22 protein-coding genes and 1 pseudogene are annotated in these 21,784 nt (G+C 70.2%); 8 read left to right on the top strand and 15 right to left on the bottom strand.

The window, feature by feature from the left end; all coding sequences use genetic code 11:
* Positions 1 to 62: 62 nt before the first annotated feature.
* The 4 genes from ACRSBM_RS23735 to ACRSBM_RS23720 are packed head-to-tail and all read left to right on the top strand — an operon-like array spanning position 63 to position 2,020.
* On the top strand, positions 63 to 770 hold the full coding sequence (locus ACRSBM_RS23735) for a DUF998 domain-containing protein (protein WP_434446117.1): 708 nt from the start codon (positions 63 to 65) through the stop codon (positions 768 to 770).
* Complete coding sequence (locus ACRSBM_RS23730) at positions 695 to 1,105, top strand: hypothetical protein (RefSeq protein WP_434446115.1); 411 nt, start codon at positions 695 to 697, stop codon at positions 1,103 to 1,105. The genes ACRSBM_RS23735 and ACRSBM_RS23730 overlap by 76 nt, the downstream gene beginning before the upstream one ends.
* The gene (locus ACRSBM_RS23725; protein WP_434446113.1) at positions 1,105 to 1,665 is read left to right on the top strand and encodes a TIGR03086 family metal-binding protein; all 561 of its coding nucleotides are present in this window, start codon (positions 1,105 to 1,107) and stop codon (positions 1,663 to 1,665) included. The genes ACRSBM_RS23730 and ACRSBM_RS23725 overlap by 1 nt, the downstream gene beginning before the upstream one ends.
* A gap of 16 nt (positions 1,666 to 1,681) precedes the next feature.
* Positions 1,682 to 2,020, top strand: a complete 339-nt coding sequence (locus ACRSBM_RS23720; protein WP_434446111.1) for a hypothetical protein — start codon at positions 1,682 to 1,684, stop codon at positions 2,018 to 2,020.
* On the opposite strand, the gene ACRSBM_RS23715 is transcribed toward ACRSBM_RS23720, so the two are convergent.
* The 4 genes from ACRSBM_RS23715 to ACRSBM_RS23700 are packed head-to-tail and all read right to left on the bottom strand — an operon-like array spanning position 2,013 to position 6,049.
* The gene (locus tag ACRSBM_RS23715) at positions 2,013 to 2,711 is read right to left on the bottom strand and encodes a class I SAM-dependent methyltransferase (RefSeq protein ID WP_434446109.1); all 699 of its coding nucleotides are present in this window, start codon (positions 2,709 to 2,711) and stop codon (positions 2,013 to 2,015) included. The genes ACRSBM_RS23720 and ACRSBM_RS23715 overlap by 8 nt on opposite strands.
* Positions 2,704 to 3,378 (bottom strand): DUF3800 domain-containing protein, encoded by a 675-nt coding sequence (locus tag ACRSBM_RS23710; RefSeq protein WP_434446107.1) that lies wholly within the window; start codon positions 3,376 to 3,378, stop codon positions 2,704 to 2,706. The genes ACRSBM_RS23715 and ACRSBM_RS23710 overlap by 8 nt, the downstream gene beginning before the upstream one ends.
* Positions 3,378 to 4,991, bottom strand: coding sequence for a vWA domain-containing protein (locus tag ACRSBM_RS23705; RefSeq protein WP_434446105.1), 1,614 nt, complete (start codon positions 4,989 to 4,991; stop codon positions 3,378 to 3,380). The genes ACRSBM_RS23710 and ACRSBM_RS23705 overlap by 1 nt, the downstream gene beginning before the upstream one ends.
* The gene (locus ACRSBM_RS23700) at positions 4,988 to 6,049 is read right to left on the bottom strand and encodes an AAA family ATPase (protein WP_434446103.1); all 1,062 of its coding nucleotides are present in this window, start codon (positions 6,047 to 6,049) and stop codon (positions 4,988 to 4,990) included. The genes ACRSBM_RS23705 and ACRSBM_RS23700 overlap by 4 nt, the downstream gene beginning before the upstream one ends.
* Positions 6,050 to 6,205: 156 nt before the next feature.
* On the opposite strand from ACRSBM_RS23700, the gene ACRSBM_RS23695 reads away from it, so the two are divergent.
* Positions 6,206 to 7,906, top strand: a complete 1,701-nt coding sequence (locus ACRSBM_RS23695; protein ID WP_434446102.1) for a cellulase family glycosylhydrolase — start codon at positions 6,206 to 6,208, stop codon at positions 7,904 to 7,906.
* A gap of 42 nt (positions 7,907 to 7,948) precedes the next feature.
* Here the strand turns inward: ACRSBM_RS23695 and ACRSBM_RS23690 are convergent, their stop codons facing one another.
* From ACRSBM_RS23690 to ACRSBM_RS23680, 3 genes are all read right to left on the bottom strand, one after another.
* Positions 7,949 to 9,427 (bottom strand): glutamate--cysteine ligase, encoded by a 1,479-nt coding sequence (locus tag ACRSBM_RS23690; protein ID WP_434446100.1) that lies wholly within the window; start codon positions 9,425 to 9,427, stop codon positions 7,949 to 7,951.
* A 92-nt stretch (positions 9,428 to 9,519) separates the two neighbouring features.
* Positions 9,520 to 10,167: a 4'-phosphopantetheinyl transferase family protein gene (locus ACRSBM_RS23685; RefSeq protein ID WP_434446098.1), complete on the bottom strand. Its 648-nt coding sequence runs from the start codon at positions 10,165 to 10,167 to the stop codon at positions 9,520 to 9,522.
* On the bottom strand, positions 10,164 to 10,982 hold the full coding sequence (locus tag ACRSBM_RS23680; RefSeq protein ID WP_434446096.1) for a metallophosphoesterase family protein: 819 nt from the start codon (positions 10,980 to 10,982) through the stop codon (positions 10,164 to 10,166). The genes ACRSBM_RS23685 and ACRSBM_RS23680 overlap by 4 nt, the downstream gene beginning before the upstream one ends.
* A 656-nt stretch (positions 10,983 to 11,638) precedes the next feature.
* Between ACRSBM_RS23680 and ACRSBM_RS23675 the strand changes: the two are divergent.
* Positions 11,639 to 12,037: pseudogene (locus ACRSBM_RS23675) on the top strand (transposase); the annotation flags it as partial.
* Between the two features lie 117 nt (positions 12,038 to 12,154).
* On the opposite strand, the gene ACRSBM_RS23670 reads toward ACRSBM_RS23675, so the two are convergent.
* Complete coding sequence (locus ACRSBM_RS23670) at positions 12,155 to 13,099, bottom strand: beta-ketoacyl-ACP synthase III (RefSeq protein ID WP_434446094.1); 945 nt, start codon at positions 13,097 to 13,099, stop codon at positions 12,155 to 12,157.
* 79 nt (positions 13,100 to 13,178) lie between these two features.
* Here ACRSBM_RS23670 and ACRSBM_RS23665 point away from each other — a divergent pair, with 79 nt between their 5' ends.
* The gene (locus ACRSBM_RS23665; protein WP_434446092.1) at positions 13,179 to 13,778 is read left to right on the top strand and encodes a TetR/AcrR family transcriptional regulator; all 600 of its coding nucleotides are present in this window, start codon (positions 13,179 to 13,181) and stop codon (positions 13,776 to 13,778) included.
* Here the strand turns inward: ACRSBM_RS23665 and ACRSBM_RS23660 are convergent.
* Both ACRSBM_RS23660 and ACRSBM_RS23655 read right to left on the bottom strand, forming a co-directional pair.
* Positions 13,748 to 14,482 carry an alpha/beta fold hydrolase gene (locus tag ACRSBM_RS23660; RefSeq protein WP_434446090.1) on the bottom strand — a complete coding sequence of 245 codons (735 nt, stop codon included), beginning with the start codon at positions 14,480 to 14,482 and terminating at the stop codon, positions 13,748 to 13,750. The genes ACRSBM_RS23665 and ACRSBM_RS23660 overlap by 31 nt on opposite strands.
* Positions 14,479 to 14,943 carry a hypothetical protein gene (locus ACRSBM_RS23655; RefSeq protein WP_434446088.1) on the bottom strand — a complete coding sequence of 155 codons (465 nt, stop codon included), beginning with the start codon at positions 14,941 to 14,943 and terminating at the stop codon, positions 14,479 to 14,481. Before ACRSBM_RS23655 ends, ACRSBM_RS23660 begins: the two co-directional genes overlap by 4 nt.
* Before the next feature lie 149 nt (positions 14,944 to 15,092).
* On the opposite strand from ACRSBM_RS23655, the gene ACRSBM_RS23650 reads away from it, so the two are divergent.
* Complete coding sequence (locus ACRSBM_RS23650; protein WP_434446086.1) at positions 15,093 to 17,636, top strand: BTAD domain-containing putative transcriptional regulator; 2,544 nt, start codon at positions 15,093 to 15,095, stop codon at positions 17,634 to 17,636.
* A gap of 17 nt (positions 17,637 to 17,653) precedes the next feature.
* On the opposite strand, the gene ACRSBM_RS23645 is transcribed toward ACRSBM_RS23650, so the two are convergent.
* From ACRSBM_RS23645 to ACRSBM_RS23625, 5 genes are all read right to left on the bottom strand, one after another.
* Positions 17,654 to 18,685 (bottom strand): ABC transporter ATP-binding protein, encoded by a 1,032-nt coding sequence (locus ACRSBM_RS23645; RefSeq protein ID WP_434446084.1) that lies wholly within the window; start codon positions 18,683 to 18,685, stop codon positions 17,654 to 17,656.
* Positions 18,682 to 19,461 carry a molybdate ABC transporter permease subunit gene (modB, locus tag ACRSBM_RS23640; RefSeq protein WP_434446082.1) on the bottom strand — a complete coding sequence of 260 codons (780 nt, stop codon included), beginning with the start codon at positions 19,459 to 19,461 and terminating at the stop codon, positions 18,682 to 18,684. Before modB ends, ACRSBM_RS23645 begins: the two co-directional genes overlap by 4 nt.
* Entirely contained in the window at positions 19,458 to 20,189 is a 732-nt protein-coding gene (gene modA / locus ACRSBM_RS23635) for a molybdate ABC transporter substrate-binding protein (RefSeq protein WP_434446080.1), read from the bottom strand. The genes modB and modA overlap by 4 nt, the downstream gene beginning before the upstream one ends.
* Before the next feature lies 1 nt (position 20,190).
* A complete protein-coding gene (locus ACRSBM_RS23630; protein WP_434446078.1) occupies positions 20,191 to 20,589 on the bottom strand; it encodes a TOBE domain-containing protein in 399 nt (132 codons plus the stop codon).
* A gap of 79 nt (positions 20,590 to 20,668) precedes the next feature.
* Entirely contained in the window at positions 20,669 to 21,634 is a 966-nt protein-coding gene (locus ACRSBM_RS23625) for an aldo/keto reductase (protein ID WP_434446077.1), read from the bottom strand.
* Between the last annotated feature and the right edge of the window lie 150 nt (positions 21,635 to 21,784).

Here is a 21,784-nt window from a genome sequence, read left to right as displayed (position 1 = left end):
AGAAACCTGTCGGGTTGCTGAACCCAGGAACCCGGAACCTTCACCCCGGCGTTGTCCGTTGTGTGCTGATACCTCGTCTAGCCGCCACCGGCGGTTCACTCGCCGTCGCCGCGACGGTGGCCATGGTCGGGATGCTCGACCTGACCGTCGGCTCGTTGCGCCGCACGATCAGCGAGTACGCGCTGGGCGACTACCGTCCCGTCTTCGACATCGCGGTGGTGCTGCTCGCCGTCGGCTCGCTCGCGATCCTCACCGCACTCGTCCACAAGGGGCTGACGAAGTGGCGGTCGGCCGGTTCGCTCGCGTTGGTCCTGTGGTCGGCCGGCCTGTTCCTGGTGGTGGTGTTCCCGAAGACGAACTGGGCGATGGGCACCAACGAGATCAGCGGCAGCATTCACCGGTTCGGCAGCATGCTCGCGTTCGTCAGCCTGCCGATCGCCATCATCGCGCTCGCGCGGCCGTGGCTGAAGGACAGCGTGTGGGGGCGACACGCCAGGTGGACCATGCTGTCCGGTGTGGTGAGCGTTGTCGCATTCATGCCGATCTTGTACGCCATTGCGATGGGCGTGGTCTCCGACGTTCGGTGGTGGCGCGTGTTCCCGTTGGGCTACATCGAGAGGATCTTGCTCATCGCCGAGGTCGGCGCCGTGCTCGTCGTCGGGCTGTGGGCGATCGCGGCCAGTAGGGTTGCGCCATGGCGAGTTGGGGAGACCTCGCGGATTACGTCCGCGCCGAGTACGACGTCATCCACGACGAGGGTGAGGAGCTGAGGATCCTCTTCACCTTCGGGGACGTGGAGGAGGACGAGGACGACCGCACGCAGGTCGTGATCATCGTCCGGGAAGTGCTCGACAAGTTGCACGAATGGGTGCAGATCGCCTCCCCGTGCGGGCTGGCCGCGCAGGTGAACCTCCATGACGTGCTGGAGGAGGTCGGCAACTCCACGGTGGCGTGCGGCCTCGCGATCATGGGCGAGCATGTCGTGGTGCGGCACTCGCTGCCGTTGAAGGACCTCGACATCCACGAGTTCACGGACCCGCTGCAGTTGCTCGCCGGTACCGCGGACACGCTCGAGGAACGGTTCTGGGGAGGCGACGGCTACTGATGTTCGACTTGACCCCCGCGGCCGAGCAGCTGGCAGGCTTGGTGCGCAATGTGACGGACGGCGACCTGAAGGCGCCGACCCCGTGCCCGGAGTACACGGTCGGCGACCTGCTCGACCACGTCAACGGCCTGTCGGTCGCGTTCACGATGGCGGCCAGGAAGACCCCGCTGGAGGGCGCGGGCACCGGTGACGCCACCAGGCTGCCGCTCGACTTCCGCGAGTCGATCCCGGCGCGGCTGAACGAGCTCGCGACGGCCTGGCGTGCTCCCGAGGCCTGGGAGGGCATGACCGCGGCGGGCGGTGTCGACCTGCCCGGTGAGGTGGCGGCCGCCGTGGCGCTGGACGAGATCGTGCTGCACGGCTGGGACCTCGCCCGTGCGACCGGGCAGCTGTTCGAGGTCGACGAGGACCTGCTGCAGGTCGTCCACAGCTTCGTGTCGTCGATCGGCCCGGACGACCGCGACGGCTCGCTCTTCGGAGCCGAGGTGGAGGTCGGCTCGAACGCACCTCTGCTCGACCGTGTCCTGGGACTCAGTGGGCGTGATCCACGCTGGAGCTAGGTTAGGCTCTCCTAATGTGAGAGCGATTACGGTGCAGGTTCGGGCAGGGCTGGGCGTGGGACGCCTCGCCGCCGCCATGGAGTCCCTGGTGGAACTGCATCCTGAACTGTGTCGTTCCGGCTTCGGCCATCACGAGGTCGCGGACCCCGTCGCCGCCACCCCCGCCGCCCTCGCGGAGGCGGAGGCGGGGCTCGACCTGCAGAACGGCGTCCTGATGCACGTCGTGTGGCTCGACGCCGGACCGGTGCGCTCCGGCCGGATGGTGCTGGTGCTGCACGACATCGTCTCCGACCGGCTGCCGCGGATCCTGCCGTGGCTCGTCCAGGCCTGGAAACAACCCGCGCTCGTCAGCTGACCCGGCGCGCCACGAACACGTGCTCCCGCCCCGGCCGGTCGGGGGCGTCACGTACGTCCACGACCTCGAAACCGCACCGCACCAGGCTCTGCTCGACCTCGGGACGCGAGCGGAACCGCAGGGTCGAGTCCGAGTTGATCACCGAGCCGTCCGTGAACCGGTAGGTGTGGCGGAACGACACGAACGGCAGGCTCACCCCGAGCAGCTCGAACTGCTCGCGGACCCCGGCCAGCACCCGTGGCTTCGCCCGCGCCCAGTCCTCCCAGGCCCGGCGCTCCGGCCGTCTCGTCTCGAACACGAAGTGCCCGCCGGGCCGCAGCGCGCCGTGCACACCTCGCAGCGTGGCCTCCCAGTCGTCACCCAGGAACACCTGCGCCACGTTCCCGGTCATCGTCGCGAGATCCATCTGGAGCGCGGGCAACGTCGTCGCGTCCCCGTGAATCCAGGTGACCCGGAAATCCTTGGCCCGCGCGATCTCCAGTGACGCCAGTGCCGGATCGACCCCGACGACGGTGAGCCCGGCGTCGGCCAGCAACGTCGCGAAACACCCCGTTCCACAGCCGATGTCGAGCACCGAACGTGCGCTGACCTCGGCCGCGATCCCGAGATACAGGTCCAGGTCGGCACGTGGTCCGTCGAAAGCGTCGTAGATCCGGGCCAACCGGGGGTCGGCGAAGATTGCGTCAGGCATTCCACATCCTATGCCCGACGACGAACGGCATCAGCAACTCGATCACCTCTCGGTCCGGTCGTCCGTTCAGTTCCTCTTCCGCCACCCGCCGCGCGATCCCGGCCAGGAAGTCGGCGACCTGCACGCGGGCGTCGTACTGCGAGTCGGCGAGGGTCAGGTTCTCCAGCCGCGGCGCGAGTTCCTTGAGCTGCCGGATCCGCGCGCCGGTCAGCGACCGCTGCTGGTCGTGCACGATCGACACCGGTCCGTTCCACTGGGCGACAGCGCGCAGGATGGCCGGGAACAACGGATCCAGCGTTCCGCGTGGCCCCCGGAGGCGCAGCAGGTCGTTGTACAGCTCCAGAGGCCCGGTCACCGCGCCGAACTCCGCACGGACCCGCGAGGCCAGGAAACGCCGCTTGTCCACCAGTTGCACGCGGGCGCGACCGGCCAGCGGACCGTCGGGCCCGAGGAACCACAGCAGCGCCCGCCGGTTCTTCTGGCGCAGCAGGTGGTTCGCCTTGTACTCCTGCGCCGGCGATCTGATCATCTCGCGCAGCGTCTCCACGCACGCCGACGCCTCCTCGTGCGAGAACCGGACACCGGCGTGCGCGAAGACCGCGGTGACGCCGCCGACGAGCTTCTCGCCCTCGGACCCCGACTCGTCACACGCGATCTCCACCGCCATCAGGACATCCGGAAAACGGGTCCGCGCGCGCGGAACGGCAGGTGAGCGCCGGCGGGGATCAGGAACGCGTGCTCGCGCCGGACCCGCAGCACGTCGCACCCGCCGTCGGTGATCACCAGGATCGGACCGGCGGAAGGGAAGTCCTGGGCGCGTTCGAGCAGGTCGATGCCGGGCTGCAGCACCGTGCCGCCGCGCCCGCGCACCGCCACCCGGCCCGCGATGTCCTCCACCGGCACGTAGCCGGCGTCGTAGGCCATCGCGTCGCAGAAGACCACGCGCGCGGCGGGCACGTCACGTGCCGCGGCGTAGGAGGCGATCGCGCCGAGTGCCTTGCCCAGCAGCCTGGGGTCCATCGAGCCGGACGTGTCGAGCACGACGCCGAACGTCGGCCGCGCCTCCAGCGTCTCCGGCCGCACCCGGCTCGGCCGGGGAATGTCCGGAGTGGACGCTTGCCGCCGCGACGCACGAGCGTAGGTGCGGCGCTTCTCCACCGCCGGAACGAACTCCTCGAACCACCGCGCCAGCTGGGCGTCCCACGACAGCGGCGGGTGCTCCAGCGCACGGATCTCCTCGACCAGCCCGGCGGGCAGAAGTCCGCGCGCGGAGGTGTGCGAGCTCAACCCGGTCAGCAGGGCACGCCGGTAGAACTCGTCCAGGCCGGTCACGTCCGCGGGCCCGCGCAGCGGTTCCCCGAGCAGATCGCCCTGGTGGTTGCCCCGCAACGTGAGCAGCTTCCGGTACCGCCGCAGGTCCACCGCGATCCGGTCGTAGACCGACTCCGCCGACAGGCCGGACAGGTCAGGATCGTGCAGCACCCCGGAAGGCGCGGTACCGACGCCCATCTCGACCAGCCAGCCGTTGACCACGAAGTCGGCGGCGACGTTCCACAGGTACGGGTCCCGCCCGCCGACGCGGTCGCAGTGGCGCAGCGCGGCGTGCAGCATCTCGTGCGCGAGCACGAACCGCCACTCCTGCCTGTTCAAGCCCGCCAACGGGTTCACGTAGATCTCGGCCGACGCCGTGGAGACCGCCGCGACCGAGATGTCCCAGCCCCGCGCCAGGTCCGCGTCCGCCACCACCGTCATCGTCGACGCCAGCGCGCCCAGCAGCGGATAGTGCGACACGAACCAGCCGAGCGCGAGGTCCCACTCGCTGCGGACGGGCCGGTGGTCGGTCAGCGACGACCGCGCGCCGCCCGCCACGTCGATCGCGGCCACGGCGGCGTTGGACAGCCCGGCCGCGAACCGGTCGGCCCACCTCTTCGGCTCCCTGGCCGGTCCGCCGCGCACGCACCGGCCCGGCTCCCAGGAGGCAGGACGGGTGCCGAGCCGGACCGCGGGCTGGAAGTCGAGCACCTCGTCGCACGAGCCGGTGCCGAAACCCAGGTGGAGCAGGCAATGCGCGAACACCCACACCCACTCGGCCTCGCTCGCCCGGCGCGTCGGGTGAGCCCGCATCGACCCGTCCAGCGAGATGTCCGCCCACGGGTGCTCAGAACTCCGGCTCTCATAGCTGCTCAACGACGCGAACAGCGGGTGCAGCCGGATCTGGGTGCGGGCGGCCTCGAACGCCAGTGCGGCCGGGTCCGCGTGGGCCTTCGCGCGCCGGTTCATGAGCGCGCGGCGACCAGACGCGGCAGGTCACGGGTGACCTCGACGAGGAACCACGCGGGCAGCACGGGGTTGCCGTCGTCGTCGGCCGCGATCACCATCTGCGCGATCTCCAGCGACAGCTCGGCCAGCTCGAGCAGCAACGCCTTGCCGCGGTGCGCGAGCTGCTTGCCCGCCGCCGGCGCGTGCGCCTTGTCGTGCGGCAGCCCCTTCACCAGCCGGGCGCGGAACGCCTCGGCCAGGAAGTAGAGCAGGTCGCGGTCGGCCGGCGCGGACGGCCAGCGAGCGTCCCCGCGCAGCACGGCCTCCAGCCCGTACGCGTGCCGCACGGTCTTCACGTAGGCCTTGAACATCGACGCGTGGTTCGCGGTGACCGTGCCGAACGCCAGCACCCCGAGCAGGTCGTCGGAGATGTCCTCGCCGAACGAGTGCAGCGCGTCGGAGAGCATGTGCCAGCCGCGTGGCGTGGAGAAGGTCTCCTCGACCTTCGGCGCCGCGCTCCACAGGTGGTCCGGGCGCTGGGTCAGGTACTCCAGCACCCACGGGTGGATGTCGCTCTCCCGCGCCCACGCCAGCCAGTCGCGAGCCGACGCGGTGAGGTGCACGTGCACCATGCGGTTCACGAGTGCGGACGCCATCGGGCGCGCCAGCGCGTTGTCGGCCGCCCGGTTGCCGGCGCCGATCACGATCGAGCCCTTGGGCAGCTCGTAGGAGCCGATGCGCCGGTCGAGGATCAGCGAGTAGAACGCCTTCTGCACCTCGGGACTGCTCGCGTTGAGCTCGTCGAGGAACAGGCAGTACGGGTCCTGGCGGGCGATCGTCTCGGGCGGGGCGAACCGGGAACGTCCACCGACCAGTTCCGGGACGCCGATCAGGTCCTCCGGGGCGAGCTGCGTGCCCAGCAGGGTCACGCACTCGAGCCCCAGCTCGGCCGCGAACTTGCGGACGAGCGAGGACTTGCCGATACCCGGTGCTCCCCAGAGGAAGACCGGCCGGACGACGGCGACGTGCAGCAGCACCTCCGGAAGCTGTGCTGGCGTCACGGTGACTGTGGATCGCATCAGGTGATCGAGGATTCCGCACCGAGGCGTTCCGGTCGCCCGAATTTGTTGACACGGGCAGTGGTCTGGTGCTGTGATGCACACCACCACTGATAGGAAACCTTCTTAACTAAATCGCCGCCGCGCCCTGTAGTTCCCCTTGCACAGGAGGCACCTGTGGCCAGATCCCTGTACGTTGCCAGATCCCTGTACCTGGTGGTCCCAGCAGCCCTGGCGCTGGCCGTTCCGGCCGTCGCGGTCGCCGCTCCCGTCCAGTACCAGGCGGAAAGCGCGTCGATCTCCAACGGCCTCGTCGAGTCCAACCACTCCGGCTTCACCGGTTCCGGCTTCGTCAACTTCGACAACGAGGTGGGCAGCTCGGTCGAGTTCACCGTGACCGCTGCCAACGCCGGCCCCGCGACGCTCACCTTCCGGTTCGCCAACGGCCAGACGGCCAACCGCCCGATGGACATCTCGGTGAATGGCGCGCTGGCGGCGGGCGCGTTCTCGTTCCCGAGCACGGGTGCGTGGACGTCCTGGACGACCCGCAGCACCACCGTGAACCTGAACGCGGGCTCGAACAAGATCAGGACCGTCGCGACGACGTCCAACGGCGGCCCGAACCTGGACCGCGTCGACGTCGACGCCCAGTCCGGCACGCCGGACACCGTCGCCCCGACGGCGCCCGGCAGCCTGCGCTCGACCGGCACCACCGCGTCCTCGGTGTCACTGGCGTGGAACGCGTCCACCGACAACGTGGGCGTGACCGGCTACGTGCTGTCCAACGGGCAGACCGCGACCGGCACCACGCACACCGTGAGCGGCCTGACGCCGGACACCTCGTACACCTTCACCGTGCAGGCACGTGACGCGGCGGGCAACCTCTCCGGCGCGTCGAACTCCGTCACGGTGCGCACGCAGCCGGGAACGCCCGGCGGCACCAGGCCACACGACATCAACGGCCTGTTGCGCGTGTGCGGCGTGCAGCTGTGCAACCAGTACGGCAACCCGATCCAGTTGCGCGGCATGAGCACGCACGGCATCCAGTGGTACCACCAGTGCTCGAAGTCCCAGTGGTGGGACGCGCTGGTGAACGACTGGAAGGCGGACTTCATCCGCGTCGCCATGTACATCCAGGAAGACGGTTACGAGACCAACCCCCGCAAGTTCACCGACATGATGCACGGCTACATCGAGGAAGCCACGCGCCGCGGCATCTACGTCCTCGTCGACTGGCACCAGCTCTCGCCCGGTGACCCGAACTACAACCTGTCCCGCGCCAAGACGTTCTTCACCGAGATCGCCCAGCGGCACAAGGACAAGACCAACATCATCTACGACATCGCGAACGAGCCCAACGGCACGTCGTGGTCGCGGGTCAAGTCCTACGCCGAGCAGATGATCCCGGTCATCCGCAACATCGACTCGGACAGCCTCATCGTCTCGGGCACGAACGGCTGGTCGACCTTCGGCCACTCCGACGGCGACGACCCGTCCGAGGTGCTGAACAACCGGGTCAACGCGACCAACTTCATGTACTCGTTCCACTTCTACGCCCAGGCCCACCGGGACGAGTACCTGAGCGTCCTGGACCGGGTGTCGAGCCAGGTCCCGGTGTTCGTGACCGAGTTCGGCACGCAGGCCGCGTCCGGTGGTGGCAGCAACGACTTCACCATGTCGCAGAAGTACATCGACCTGATGGCGCGCAAGAAGATCTCGTGGGCCAACTGGAACTTCTCCGACGACGGTCTGACGGGTGCGGTGTTCAAGACCGGCACCTGCTCGGGCACCACGTTCGCGGGGACCGGCGTGTTGAAGCCGGCCGGTGTCTGGGTGCGTGAGCGCATCAGGACATCGGATAACTTCCCTGTGTCTTGACCTGTTGAACGGGTGTAGCCGCTTGCGGCTACACCCGTTCTTCTACGTCAGGGGCCAGGTGTGGACGGGTTCGTTGGCGTGCATCAGGTCCACGTAGGTCCGCAGCATCGTGCGCAGCGCGTCCGCCCGGTCCAGGTGCGTGTGGTCGTAGTGCCGGTGGAACTCCCGCGCCTGCCAGGTGGCGCCGTTCACGCCGCTCAGGCACCGCTGCTCGATGACGCCCAGTAAACGATCACGCTCCGACGACTCGACGCCCCACCGGATCAGTCCTTCGTGGGCGAGCGGCAGCAACCGGCGCAGCACCAGTTCGACGACCGGCACCGTGCCGACGCCGGGCCAGTACATCTGGGCGTCCATGCCGTTGCGGGAGGCGGCGTTGAAGTTCTCCTCGGCCGCCTGGAAGCTCATCTGTGACCACAGTGGACGCTCGTCCTCCGCAAGCGCCCGCACGAGGCCGAAGTACAGCGCGGCGTTGGCCAGGGTGTCGACGATCGTCGGACCGGCGGGCAGCACGCGGTTCTCGACGCGCAGGTGCGGGCGGTCGCGCACCACGTCGTACACCGGCCGGTTCCACCGGTAGATGGTGCCGTTGTGCAGCTTCAGCTCGCTCAACGAGGGCGTGTCGCCCTTGTCGAGCACGGCCAGCGGGTCCTCGTCGTCGGTGATCGGCAGCAACGCCGGGAAGTAGCGGACGTTCTCCTCGAACAGGTCGAAGATCGAGTTGATCCACCGCTCGCCGAACCACACGCGCGGCCGCACGCCCTGGGCCTTGAGCTCGTCGCCGCGGGTGTCGGTGGCCTGCTGGAACAGCGCGATGCGGGTCTCGCGCCACAGCTCCTTGCCGAGGAAGAACGGCGAGTTCGCGCCCACCGCGACCTGCACGCCCGCGATGGCCTGGGCGGCGTTCCAGTAGGCGGGGAACTGCTCGGGGCTCACCTGCAGGTGCAGCTGCGTGCTCGTGCAGGCGGCCTCGGGGACGATCGAGCTGGACGTGAGGTGCAACCGCTCGACGCCGTCGATGGAGATCTGCAGGTCCTCGCCGCGGGCGGCCAGCACCTGCTCGTTGAGCAGCGCGTAGCGCGGGTTGCCGGAGAGCAGGTCGGGCGAGATGTGCTTGGAGCGCAGGGTCGGCAGGATGCCGTTGATGACCATGTGCGCGCCGACGCCGCGGGCCTTCTCCTCGGCGGAGTTGAGGCTGCGGCGCACGGTCTCCTCGAACGCCGTGATGCCGCCGCCCGCGAGCCGGCGCGGGGCCACGTTGATCTCGATGTTCCACTGGCCGAGCTCGGTCACGAAGTCCGGGTCGTCGATGACGTTCAGGGCCTCGTGGTTCTTCATCGCCGGGTCGCCGTGCTCGTCGATGAGGTTGATCTCGATCTCGAGACCGGTCATCGGCCTTTCGAAGTCGAACCGCGCCTCACGGAGCATCCGCGCGAACACGTCGAGGCACCGCCGCACCTTCGTGCGGTACCGCGTGCGGTCCTCGCGCGTGAACTCGTGCTTCGCGACGTCCTCGCCCATGGTGGCCTCCCGGCGGTCGAGGGTTCACCCCACCACTGTGCACCATGGTTGATCAATCCGACACCCGTGTGGCCTGTTCCGGGAAATGACCCCTACCCGGCGGGCACGGCGATGGCGGTGACGAGGATGTCGCCCTGCACCAGCCAGCGGCCCTGGAACCCGGCGACCGGGGTGTCGGGCAGCAGGATGCGGGAGTGGAAGGTGCCGCCGGCGTCGAGGGTGATGTCCGCGTCCTCGAAGCCGAGCCACCGCCGGGTGATCGGGTACCAGGCCTTGTAGGTGGTCTCCTTGGCGCTGAACAGCAGCCGGTCCCAGCAGATCTTCGGGTCGTCGAGCTTCAGGCCGGGCATCCTGGCGAGCTCGGCCGGGATCGCGATCGCGCCCAGCACGCCGTCCGGTGCCGGGGCGTGCGGTTCGGCGTCGATGCCGATCGTCTGGAAGTCGCTCTTCCTCGCGAGCGCCGCGGCCCGGTAGCCCGCGCAGTGCGTCAGGCTGCCGACGAGGCCGTCCGGCCACTGCGGCTCGCGCTTCGGGCCCGGCAGGATCGCGGCCGGCTCGACGCCGAGGTGCCGCATGGCCTCGCGGGCGCACGCGCGGGCCGTGCCGAACTCGAACCGGCGCTTGGGCACGGCGTTGCCCAGTAGCGCCTCCTCCTCGGGGAAGAGCTCGACGGGCTGGTCGTCGTCGTACCGCTCCACTGCCGCGATGGGCGGGGGAAGAAGTTGTTCCAGCACTTTCACGACTCCCGCAGCACGTCGTGCAGCTTCACCCTGGTGGTGCCGCGTGGTTTCCACTCGCGCGGATAGCCGAGCGAGACCTCGTCGAAGCGCACGCCGTCGTAGTGCGTCGTGCGGGGGATGTGCAGGTGGCCGTAGACCATCTCGACCGCGTTGAACCGCTTGTGCCAGTCGGCGGTCAGCGTCGTGCCGCACCAGAGCGCGAACTCCGGGTAGCGCAGCACGAACGTGGGGTCGCGGACGAGCGGGTAGTGGTTGATCAGCACGGTCGGGCCGGTGATCTGCCCGAGCCGCTCCGCCGTCTCCTTCACGCGTGCCTGGCACCACGCCTCGCGCGACGGGTACGGGTCGGGGTGCAGGAAGTACTCGTCCGTGCACACCACGCCCGCCTCGTGCGCGATGGCGAGGGCCGACTCCACGTCCGTGGCGCCGGGCGGCCGAAAGGAGTAGTCGTAGCCCAGGAACAGTGGACAGACAGTTACCGATCCATTCGCGCTCTCGAACGTGACGTACGGGTCCTCCGGCGTGATCACGTCGAGGCTGCGGCACAGCTCCACGAGCTGCTTGTAGCGCATCTCGCCGCGTGCCTGGTTCGGGTCGTCCTTCGTGGTCCAGAGCTCGTGGTTGCCCGGCGACCAGATCACCTTCGCGAACTTCGGGCGGAGCGTCCGCAGCGTCCATTCGACGGAGGCGAACTTCTCCGCGATGTCCCCGGCGATGATCAGCCAGTCACCCGGATCCGGTGCGGCGATCGCCTCCACCACGTCACGGTTGTCCTGGTAGGAGACGTGCAGGTCGCTGGTGGCCAAGAGCTTCACGGTTCGAACGGTATCTCTGGCGTCAACGATCGCTCCATCGCCGTCAGAGGGGCTGCTCTCCGTGAGCGGTCAGTTCCACTCGGTCGTGGGGTTTAAAACACGACCGGTTATCCGTTCGTCGCAGACCGTGCGCCACTCGTCTCAACAGGGCCAGCCGCGTATCGGCACCGCACGCCCGTTCATCGCCTTTTATGGCCTACGTACTTACCCGTTTTCGGGGTGCCTTCTTACTGTGAGCGCTGTCACCTGACGGAAAAGTCCTGGCGGAGGACCACACCATGACCGACTCACAGTTCGCTCGTACCCCGGACCCGCGACTCGCGCGCCAGGTCCCGCCCCGTCAGGTGCCAGGGCGCCCCGTGCCGCCGCGCCACGCGCAACCCCAGGCTCGCCAGGCCCCGGTCCCGACGCGGTACGGCCAGCCGGTGGACCCGCGCCTGGCGGCGAACCCGTCGTTCCGCCGCACCGTCGGCGCCGAGATCCGCCATGCCCAGCAGCACCAGGCCTACGCCGTCCCGCAGCGCCGCACCCCGGCCGAGGAGACCGCTCTGGCCACCCTGCTCCGCTCCCGTCAGCGCGCCGAGTCCGCCCGCCAGGACACCCGGCCCGCCGACGTGGCGCCGCGGCAGGACCTGGAGCCGCGCCAGGAAGCCTGGATGCGCACCGCCGCGTGGTCCGAACACGGTGTGGAGACCGGTCGCGGTGACGTCATCGAACAGCTTTCGGCGCGGCTGGTCTCGCCGAACCTGTGGGCCGTCATCGAGCCGTTGATCCCGCCGGCCAAGGTGCGCCGGCAGGGTGGCGGACGTGGGCGGGTGTGCAACCGGTCGGTGTTCACCGCGATCGTGTTCGTGCTGTCCTCCGGGTGTGCCTGGCGGCATCTGCCCGCGTCGTTCGGGGTGACCGTGCCGACCGTGCACCGGCGGTTCCAGGAGTGGACCGACCTGGGGTTGTGGGTCCGGTTGCGGCGGGCCGCGGCCGAAGGCGCCTGCGGGACCGAGGAACTGGACTGGATCCGGGCGGTGCTGGACGCGGCCGACCGCCGGGCCGCCAAGGCCGCCGGCTGAGACCGAGCTCGTCCCTGTGGACTTCGCCGGAGTCGCCCTGAGGAAGGGTGGCTCCGGCGAGTTTGTTCCGCCGGTCGCCTGCGGGACGGGTTCCCGTTGGGGACTTCAGGGAGCGGTGATCACCTGGCCCGCCCACGAGAGCCCGCCGCCGAAAGCGAAGAGCAGGACGGGCCGGCCGGAGGGAAGCTCGCCGCGTTCGGCCATTTTGGACAGAGCGAGCGGCACCGAGGCGGCGGACGTGTTGCCGGACTCGACCACGTCCCGGCCGATCACCACGTCGTCGCGCAGGCCGAGCCGGCGGGTCATGGCCTCGATGATGCGCAGGTTGGCCTGGTGGGTGACCACCGCGGCGAGGTCGGTGACGGCGATGCCCGCGCGTTCGCAGGCCTGGACGGCCACGGCCGGGAGTTCGCTGGTGGCCCAGCGGAAGACGGCCTGACCCTCCTGGGCGAAGCGGGGTTGCCACTCGTCGACGAGGCGGACGGCGTTGCCGCGCGTCGGGTCCGATCCCCAGACGACCGGACCGACCAGGGCGTCGGGGGAGGAGCTGACCACGGCGGCGCCCGCGCCGTCGCCGAGGAGGATGCAGGACGAGCGGTCGGTCCAGTCGACCAGGTCGGACATCTTCTCGGCGCCGATCACCAGGGCGTGCCGTGCCGCGCCGGCGCGGAGGGTGTGGTCGGCCGTGGCGAGGGCGGTGCAGAAGCCCGCGCAGGCGTTGTTGAGGTCGAAGCAGACCGCGGAGGGGATGCCCAGCCGGCCGGCGACCTGGGCCGCCGTCGAGGGGCTGCGGTCGATGGCCGAGCAGGTGGCGACGATGACCTGGCCGATGTCGGACGGGGCCAGGCCCGAGGCGGCCAGTGCCTTGGCGCCGGCCTCGGAGGCCATGTCGGCCACCGACTCGGTCTCCGCGGCGATGCGGCGGGTGGCGATGCCGGTGCGCTGGCGGATCCACTCGTCGTTGGTGTCCACCATTCGTTCCAGGTCTGCGTTGGTCAGCACCCGTTCTGGCTGGTGGTGGCCTAGCGCGACGAGACGGGATCCGGACAAGGTGTGCTCCTTCGGGCCAGGCGACGGCCCGAATATAGCAACCGATCGGTCGGTAGCTAAAGAGACGTAAACTACTCGGATGAGCCCGCGCAGATCTGTCGCCGACACCCGCGAGACACGGCAGCGCATCCTCGACCACAGCCTGGCCATCGCCTCGGCGGAAGGGCTGGAGGGGCTGACGATCGGGCGGCTCGCGGCGGAGCTCGGGATGAGCAAGGCCGGGTTGCTGGGGCACTTCAGGACCAAGGAGGCCCTGCAGCTCGCCGTGGTCGACCAGGCGGCCGAGGTGTTCCAGCGGGAGGTTCCCGGCAAGGTCAAGCAGATGCCGTCCGGACTGGTGCGGCTGCTGGAGGTCTGCGAGGCCTGGGTCTCCTACCTCGAGCGCAACGTGTTGCCCGGTGGGTGTTTCTTCACCGCGGCGACGACCGAGTTCGACGACCGCAGCGGACGCGTGCGGGACGCCCTGGCCGGGATGAACGCGTTGTGGCGCCGGGACCTGAGGATCCACATCCGGCGCGCGATCAGCGACGGGGACCTCGCCGCGGACACGGACGTCGACCAGCTGATCTACGAGTTGCTCGGGATCATGCTGGCGCTCAACCACTTCCTGCAGCTCGAACACGACACCGCGGCGCCGCGGCGGGCCCGTCAGGCGCTGAGGCGGCTCTTCACGAAGTGATTGACGATCGCGGCGACCTCCTGCGGCCGTTCGGACACCATGCCGTGCGTCGCGTCGATCTCGTGCACGCGCACGTTCGGGCAGACCGACGGCAGGTCGCGGCGCAGTCCCTCGCGGTGGGCGTCCATCAGCGGCAGGAGGTCGGGCGGCACCGGCAGGGTGCGAGCCGCCAGCACCAGCAGGAACGGGCTGGTCACCCCGGCGAACGTCGGCAGGGCGTCCAGGAACTCGGGCGCGGTTCGGAGCACGCCGGTGATCTCGGGGCCCGGCCGGGTGATCATCTCCAGCTGGGCGGTGAAGAGGGCGTTCAGGCGAGCCAGGCCCTCGGTCACCTCGCCGGCGGGAAGGCCCTCGTAGTTCGCCGGATGCGTGGTGGCGGAACGATGTCCGTCCAGGCTCACCGCCGCCGGGCACGACGGGTGCCGCAGCGCCCACCGGCTGGCGAGGACGCCCCCCAGCGAGTGCCCGACGACGACGGGGTTGCCGAGTCCGAAGTGGAGGGTCGTGGCGTCGAGGTCGTCGAGCACCGCCTCCCACTCCCAGGGGCCGTCGGGAGACTCGCCGTGCCCGCGCAGGTCGACCGCCACGGCACGCCCGTCCAGGTGTGGCGCCAGCGGTGCCCAGACGGACCTGTCGCCGCCCAGGCCGTGCAGGAGCAGGAACGGCCGGCCTTCGCCGCCGAAGTCGGTGGCCGCGAGCTTCACTGTTCTCTCCTCAGGCCGAGCCGGGCGCGGATCGAGTCGACGGTCACGCCGCCGTCCGGATGCCGCAGGAGCTTGTTGCGGTGCACGAGGTCGTGCACGCCCTGCCTCGTGATGCCGAGCATCGCGCCGGCCACCCCCAGCGACACGTTCTCCCTGCTCGGGTGGCCGGCCCTGCGCGCGGTGACGCGGCCCAGCGGCGTCGCCCACCAGCGTTCCGGCGGGTCGAACGGTGCGTCGCCGGGATACAGGACGGCCATCAGGCGGATGGCGACCTGCTTGGCCAGGGCGTCGTCGGGGCCCAGCAGTTGGGCCGCCCACATCTCGGCGTCGGCCTCGACGGAGGACCGGAGGCCATCGAGATCGGCCTGTGGCAGAAGGATCTCCAGCGGGTCGAGCAGGCGGCTCGTCACGAGCCGGATCAGGTCGTCCCGCAGGTCCACGTGTTCCGAGGTGGTCGGCACCGGCTCAAGGTAGCAGCTACTTGACGGCGGATGTCAAGTAGGTGTCGATGATGGGACCCCACCACCGCGAGACAACCCCGGAGCCGGGACGGGCTGGGCACGCGGCGGACATGACGGACATGTGCGTTCGGTAGTTACGATCGGGAGCTGTGGAGTTCCGGGTGCTCGGGCCGGTGGAGTGTTACGCCGACGACGGCGTGCGTCTGAGCCTTGGGCCGCCCAAGCAACGGGCCGTGCTCGCGCTGCTGCTCGCGCAGCCGGGGCGGGTGTTGGCGGTCGACCGGCTGATCAGCGTGCTGTGGGACGACGCGCCGCCCAAGACGGCGTTGAAGAACCTGCAGGTCTACGTCTACCAGCTGCGCAAGATCGTGGGATCGCGGCTGCTGTCGCGCGCGCCCGGCTACCTCATGTCGATCGACCCGGCCGAGCTCGACCTGACCAGGTTCACCGAGTTGCTCGACGTCGCCCGCCGGGAACGCACGCCGCAGCGCTACCGGGAGGCGCTCGCGTTGTGGCGCGGGCCGGCTCTCGCCGATCTCGCCGCGTCCGGACTGCTGCGCGGGGTCGTCGCGCAGCTGGAGGAACTGCGGCTGGCCGCGCGGGTGGAGTGCGCCGAGGCGGAGCTCGATCTGGGCCGGCACGTCGAGGTCGTGGCGGACCTCAACGAGTGGGTGCGGGAGCACCCGTTGCACGAACGCCTGCGCGAGCAGCAGATGGTCGCGCTGCACCGCGCGGGCCGGGCGGCGGAGGCGCTCGCCGCCTACCAGGAGTGCCGCCGGGTGCTGTCCGACGAGCTCGGCGTCGAGCCGGGGGAGTCGCTGAGGAGGCTCCAGGTCGAGATCCTGCGCGCGAAACCCGTTGGCGCACAGGCGGCCCGGCAACTGCCGCCGGACGTCGTCACGTTCGCCGGGCGTGCGCGGGAGCTGGGCCTGATCACGGCGCGGACCCGGCAGGACCGGGTCGTGGTCTGCGTGATCACCGGGCAGGCGGGCATCGGCAAGTCGGCGCTCGCGGTGCGGGCGGCGCACGAGATCGCGGCGAGGTTCCCGGACGGCCAGCTCTACGCGGACCTCTCTGACGGCGCCTCCGACCGGATCCTGAGCCAGTTCCTGCGCGCGCTCGGGGAACGGCCCGGCGACGAGGAGGCCCTGCGCTACCGGTCAGTCACCGCGTCGCGCAGGTTGCTGGTGGTACTGGACAACGTTGCCACCGCCGCCCAGGTCCAGCGTCTGCTGCCGACCGGACCCGGTTCGGCCGTGCTGATCACGTCCCGCCGCCCGCTCGCCGCGCTGCACGGCGCGTCCTACGTGAAACTCGGCGCGCTGCCACTGGAAGAGGCGCGCGGGCTGCTGGAGGGTGTCGCCGGTCAGGTCGGGGACGCGGCGGAACTCGTGCGGTGGTGCGGAGGACTGCCGCTGGCGTTGCACATCGCGGGTGCCCTGCTCGCCGCTCGTCCACAGTGGACGGCGCCGCTGCTGGCGGCGCGGCTGGCGGACGAGACGCGCCGCCTCGACGAGCTCGGTGACGTCGCGGCGCGCGCGGCGTTCGAGGTCAGCTACGCCGAGCTCGGATCTCCCGCCGTGGCACGGGTCTTCCGGCTGCTCGGGCTCCTGGACGGCCCCGACTTCGCGGTCGCGGCGGCCCGTGCGCTGACCGACGTGCCGGACGTGGAGGAGCTCCTCGCGGAGCTGGCCGGCGCACACCTGGTCGAGGAGCCGGTGCCCGGCCGGTTCGCGCTGCACGACCTGCTGCGCCTCTTCGCACGTGAGCGGTGCCGTGGCTCGGAGTCGGCCGAGGAACGGTCGCTGGCACTGGAGCGCCTGCACAAGCACTACCTGGAAGCGCTGGCGGACAACCCGGCCGACCTCTGGCTGGCCGAGGAGCGGGACAACCTGATCGCCGCCGCGCACCAGGCCTCGCCCGCCGACGCGATCGCGTTCGCCGCCGGGCTCTCCTGGTACTTCCGCCGCCGCTCCGAGGTCGCGGACTGGGCCGCGCTCAACACCCTCGCCCTGGAGGCCGCGCGGTCGCTCGGCGACGTCCGGGCGGAAGCGCTGGCGTTGAAGGAACTCGGCGCGGCCTGCGAGCGCGGGTTCAGGTTCGCCGAGGCGCTGCGGCACTGGACCGCGGCCCTGGCGCTGGCCCGAGACCTGCACGACCGCCGGCTCGAAGCCGTGACGCTCAACAACCTCGGCATCGCGCACTGGCGCCGCCGCGACCTGCCCGCCGCGTTGACCTCGCTGGAAGCCTCACTGGCGTTGCGGGAGGAACTGGACGACGCGCAGGGCGCGGCCTACGTGCGCACGAACCTGGGACTGGTGCACGCGGCGCTGGGCGATCTGCCCGCCGCGCTGGTCTGCTACGAGGAGACGCTGGTGACGCTGCGGGCCTGCGGCGACAGGTCCGGCGAGCTGCACGCGCTGGCGAACATGGCCGACGCCCACCGCCGGCTCGGCTCCCTGGACCAGGCGCTGGACCTGGCCGAGGAGGCGTTGCGGCTCGCGCGTTCGGTGGGGGACAGGCAGATCGAGGCGGGCGTGCTGCTCGACCGCGGCATCGTGCACGAGCTGGCGGGACGAGCCGCCGAGGCACGCGCCTCGTACGCGGAGGCCGTCGAGCTGTCGCGGCGGATCGGGTTCCGCTGGGGTGAGTCCGAAGCTTCCCGGAAACTGGCGGCGTTGCCCGCGCGGTGAGCCTGGAACGGGAGTGCTCAGCGGGGATAGGTGTGGATCTCCGTGGCCTTCAGCGATGCCCACAGCGCGTCACCGGGTTGCAGTCGCAGCTCGGCGACTGTCGCCGTGGTGATGTCGGCGAGCACAGAGGGGGAGCCGTCGAGGTCGACGCGGGTGGTGTGGGCGTGCTGTTCGATGCCGGACACCGTTGCCTGCCAGGTGTTGCGCGGGCTGCCGGCGGGCTGGGACGGGAACAGGCTCACCGCGGACGGCGGGAACACCACGTGCACCGGGCCGTCCGCCGGTTCCGCGATCGTGAGCGTGCCGCCGTCGTCTTCGAGCCGGACCTCGGTGCCTTGTGCCACACCGCGGTAGAAGTTGAGGCCGACGAGGTGGGCGACGTAGTCGGTGCGGGGCTGCCGGACGACCTCGCGCGGTGTGCCCTCCTGGACCACACGGCCGTTCTCCAGGATGACGATCCGATCGGCGAGCACCATCGCGTCCAACGGATCGTGGGTGACCAGGAGCGTGTGGCCCTGGTAGTTCCGCAGGTGCTTGCCGAGTTCGGCCCGCACGCGCAACCGGGTGCTCGCGTCCAACGCGGCCAAAGGTTCGTCGAGCAGCAGCAGTTCCGGTGAGGTGGCGAGCGCGCGGGCCAGTGCGACGCGCTGAGCTTGGCCCCCGGAAAGGCTGCGGGGCTTGGCTTTGGCGAAGTCCTCGAGCCCGACCTGCTTCAGGCCGTCGAGGGCGCGGGCGTTGGCCTCGGCCTTGCGGGCGCCGCGGGCGCGCAGACCGAACGCGACGTTGTCGAGCGCCGTCATGTGCGCGAACAGCAGATAGTCCTGGAACACCACGCCGATCGGTCGTCTCTCGGCCGGCAGATCGTCCCAAGTGGACCCGTTGCCGGTGACGCGGCTTCCCGGCGTGAGTCCGGCGAGGGCGCGGAGCGCGGTGGTCTTGCCCGCGCCGTTGGGGCCGAGCAACGCCACGACCTCGCCCGGTTCGATGGTGAGGTCCAGTTCGAGGCGGAAGGCGTCGCGCCGGACGCGGAGCTCGGCGTGCAGTGTCATGCGCGGATCCACTTGTCGCGCAGGCCCGCCAGCACGGCGACGGACACGAGGAGCAGCACGATGCTGAGCACGATCGCGGCGTCCGGATCCGTCTCCAGCGCCAGGTAGACGGCCAGCGGCATGGTGGTCGTCCGGCCGGGGAAGTTGCCGGCGAACGTGATCGTCGCGCCGAACTCGCCGAGCGCGCGGGCCCAGCACAGCACGGTCCCCGCGACGACCCCCGGCATGACGCTGGGCAGCGTCACGCGCCGGAACGTCAGCCAGCGCGACGCACCGAGCGTCGCGGCAGCCTCCTCGTAACGCGGATCGGCGGCCCTGAGCGCGCCCTCGACCGAGATGACCAGGAACGGCATCGCGACGAACGCCTCGGCGAGCACGACTCCCGTTGTGGTGAACGGAAGTGAGACGCCGAACCACTGGTCGAGGTACTGGCCGATCAGCCCGCGCCGTCCGAGCACCAGCAGCAACGCCACCCCGCCCACCACCGGCGGCAGGACCAGCGGCACGGTGACCAGCGCCCGGAGCAGGCCCCTGCCCGGCAGGTCGCTGCGCGCCAGCAGCCATGCGAGCGGCACCCCGAGCACGAGGCAGACGATCGTCGCGAGCGTCGCGCAGACCAGCGAGAGCTTCAGCGCCTCGCCGACCTCCGCGCTGAATAGCTGGGACGGCAGCGTCGACCAGGGAGCCTCGACGAGCAGGCCCGCCAGCGGCACGAGCAGGAACGCGAGCCCGAGCACGGCGGGCAGGACCAGGACGACCGGCAGTCTCGACCTCACGGCGCCGCGAAACCGGCTTCCGCGAGCACCCCGCGGCCCTGGTCCGACAGCACGAAGTCGACGAAAGCCTGGGCGGTGGCGGCGTTCGGAGCCTTGGCGGCCGGCGCGATCGGGTAGTCGTTGACGGCCTGGCCGGCCTCCGCGAAGTCCAGTCCCTCGACCCTGTCGTTCGCCTTCACGTCGGTGCGGTAGACGAGTGCCGCGTCGACCTCGCCCAGCGCCACCTTGGTGAGCACTGCCTTCACGTCCTGCTCCAGCGTGTCCGGTGCGGCCGTGATCTTCGCCGCCGCGAAGACCTTCTGCGCCGCCGTCCCGCACGGCACCTGCTCCGCGCACAGCGCGATCTTCAGGCCGGCCTTGGCGAAGTCGTCCAGGCCGCTGATCCTGGCCGGATTGCCCTTGGGTACCGCGATCTGCAGCGAGTTCTTCGCGAACGTCGCCGGCGACGCCGTGACGGCCCCGGTGTCGGTCACCTGCTTCATGTTCGCGGGCGCGGCCGACGCGAACACGTCGGCGGGCGCGCCCTGGTTGATCTGCTGCGCGAGAGCCGAGCTGCCCGCGAAGTTGAACCTGACCTTCGAACCGGGGTGACCGGCCTCGAACTCCTTGCCCAGCTTCGTGAACGACTCCGTCAGCGACGCGGCCGCGAACACCGTGATCTCACCGCCGTCGCTCGCCTGCGACGCGCAGCCGGCCAGCAGGAGCGCCAGCACGAGGACGCGCTTCACCTCACGCCTCCGGAATCTCGACGACGACGTGGGTCGACTTGATGGAGGCGACCGCGACGCTGCCGACCTCGAGCCCGAGTTCGTCGGCGGACTCGCGGCTGATCAGCGACGAGATGCGGAACGGCCCGGCCTGCATGTCGACCTGGGCCATCACCCCGTCCTTCACGACGCGGGTGACGATGCCCTTCATCCGGTTGCGCGCCGAAGCCGCGACCGTCGTGCCCGGCTCGGCGACCTCGGTCATCTTCTGGGCGAACTCGGCGAGCTCCGTCCCGCTGACGCCCTTGCGCCCGTTCTCGAGAACGACGCTCGCCAGCCGCCCCTGTTCTATCCACCGGCGCACGGTGTCGTCACTGACCCCGAGCAACGCGGCGGCCTCGCTGATCCGCAGATTCGGCACAGCCGGGAGTATATGTCCGCATCTGCGGAGTGTCCAACCGTCTATACGCGTTTCTGCGGTTTTCCCTCGACGACGCGGGTCAGGCGTGGCCGACGATGCGGTGCGGCTCGTAGGAGCTCTCCAGCAACCGCACCTCGGCCTCGGTCAGCTCGAAGTCGAGCGCCGCCACCGCGTCGTCGAGCTGCGCGGGCTTGGTCACGCCGACGATCGGCGCCGTCACGACGGGGTTGCGCAGCAGCCACGCGAGGGCGACCTGGGCGCGGGACACGCCACGGGCAGCGGCCACGCCGGCCACCTGCTCGACGATCGCGCGGTCGGAGTCGACGTACAGGGTGGACCCGAACTCGTCGGTCTCCGTGCGGGCGGTGGTGGCGTCCCAGTCGCGGGTCAGGCGGCCGCGGGCGAGCGGGCTCCACGGGATCACGGCGATGCCCTGGTCGGCGCAGAACGGCAGCATCTCGCGCTCCTCCTCGCGGTAGAGGAGGTTGTAGTGGTTCTGCATCGACACGAACCGCGTCCAGCCGTTCGCGCGTTGCGTGAACAACGCCTTCGCGAACTGCCACGCGTACATGGACGACGCACCGATGTAACGCGCCTTGCCGGACTTCACCACGTCGTGCAGCGCCTCCAAGGTCTCCTCGAGCGGAACGGCCTTGTCGAAGCGGTGGATCTGGTACAGGTCCACGTAGTCGGTGCCCAGCCGGCGCAACGAGGCGTCGATCTCGGCGAAGATCGCTTTGCGGGACAGCCCCGCACCGTTCGCGCCGTCGCGCATTCGACCGTGCACCTTGGTGGCGAGCACGATCTCCTCCCGCCGCGCGAAGTCACGAAGTGCGCGGCCGGTGATCTCCTCCGAGGACCCGGCGGAGTAGACGTTCGCGGTGTCGAAGAAGTTGATGCCGGCGTCGATCGCGGCCTTGATGAACGGCCGGGACTCCTCTTCCTGCAACGACCACGGATGAGTGCCCAGCGACGGATCTCCGTAGCTCATCATGCCGAGGCAGATCTCGGACACGTCCATGCCGGCGAGCTTGGTGTAGCGCACGGTCAGCCCCTCAGGAAAACGACGATCACGGTCGGGTGATCGTGACGACAACCCGTTCAACATCAACGTAGCTCGGCTCCCCGGATCGTGCCTGGATTCGACACGACAGTGGCAATCGTGTGCGCGCGCCTGACCAGCGGGTTTAGCGTC

This window comes from Lentzea xerophila (assembly GCF_051094245.1).
Classification (GTDB): Bacteria; Actinomycetota; Actinomycetes; order Mycobacteriales; family Pseudonocardiaceae; genus Lentzea; species Lentzea xerophila.
This window is presented reverse-complemented; position numbering and strand designations above follow the sequence as displayed.

What these genes read in the sequence shown, in the direction of transcription:
- ACRSBM_RS23710 (WP_434446107.1), bottom strand. Translation starts at nt 3,378, where the DNA reads ATGGCGGTGGAGATCGCGTGTGACGAGTCGGGGTCCGAGGGCGAGAAG.
- ACRSBM_RS23700 (WP_434446103.1), bottom strand. Translation starts at nt 6,049, where the DNA reads ATGCGATCCACAGTCACCGTGACGCCAGCACAGCTTCCGGAGGTGCTG.
- ACRSBM_RS23690 (WP_434446100.1), bottom strand. Translation starts at nt 9,427, where the DNA reads ATGGGCGAGGACGTCGCGAAGCACGAGTTCACGCGCGAGGACCGCACG.
- ACRSBM_RS23725 (WP_434446113.1), top strand. Translation starts at nt 1,105, where the DNA reads ATGTTCGACTTGACCCCCGCGGCCGAGCAGCTGGCAGGCTTGGTGCGC.
- ACRSBM_RS23715 (WP_434446109.1), bottom strand. Translation starts at nt 2,711, where the DNA reads ATGCCTGACGCAATCTTCGCCGACCCCCGGTTGGCCCGGATCTACGAC.
- ACRSBM_RS23730 (WP_434446115.1), top strand. Translation starts at nt 695, where the DNA reads ATGGCGAGTTGGGGAGACCTCGCGGATTACGTCCGCGCCGAGTACGAC.
- ACRSBM_RS23645 (WP_434446084.1), bottom strand. Translation starts at nt 18,685, where the DNA reads ATGACACTGCACGCCGAGCTCCGCGTCCGGCGCGACGCCTTCCGCCTC.
- ACRSBM_RS23665 (WP_434446092.1), top strand. Translation starts at nt 13,179, where the DNA reads ATGAGCCCGCGCAGATCTGTCGCCGACACCCGCGAGACACGGCAGCGC.
- ACRSBM_RS23705 (WP_434446105.1), bottom strand. Translation starts at nt 4,991, where the DNA reads ATGAACCGGCGCGCGAAGGCCCACGCGGACCCGGCCGCACTGGCGTTC.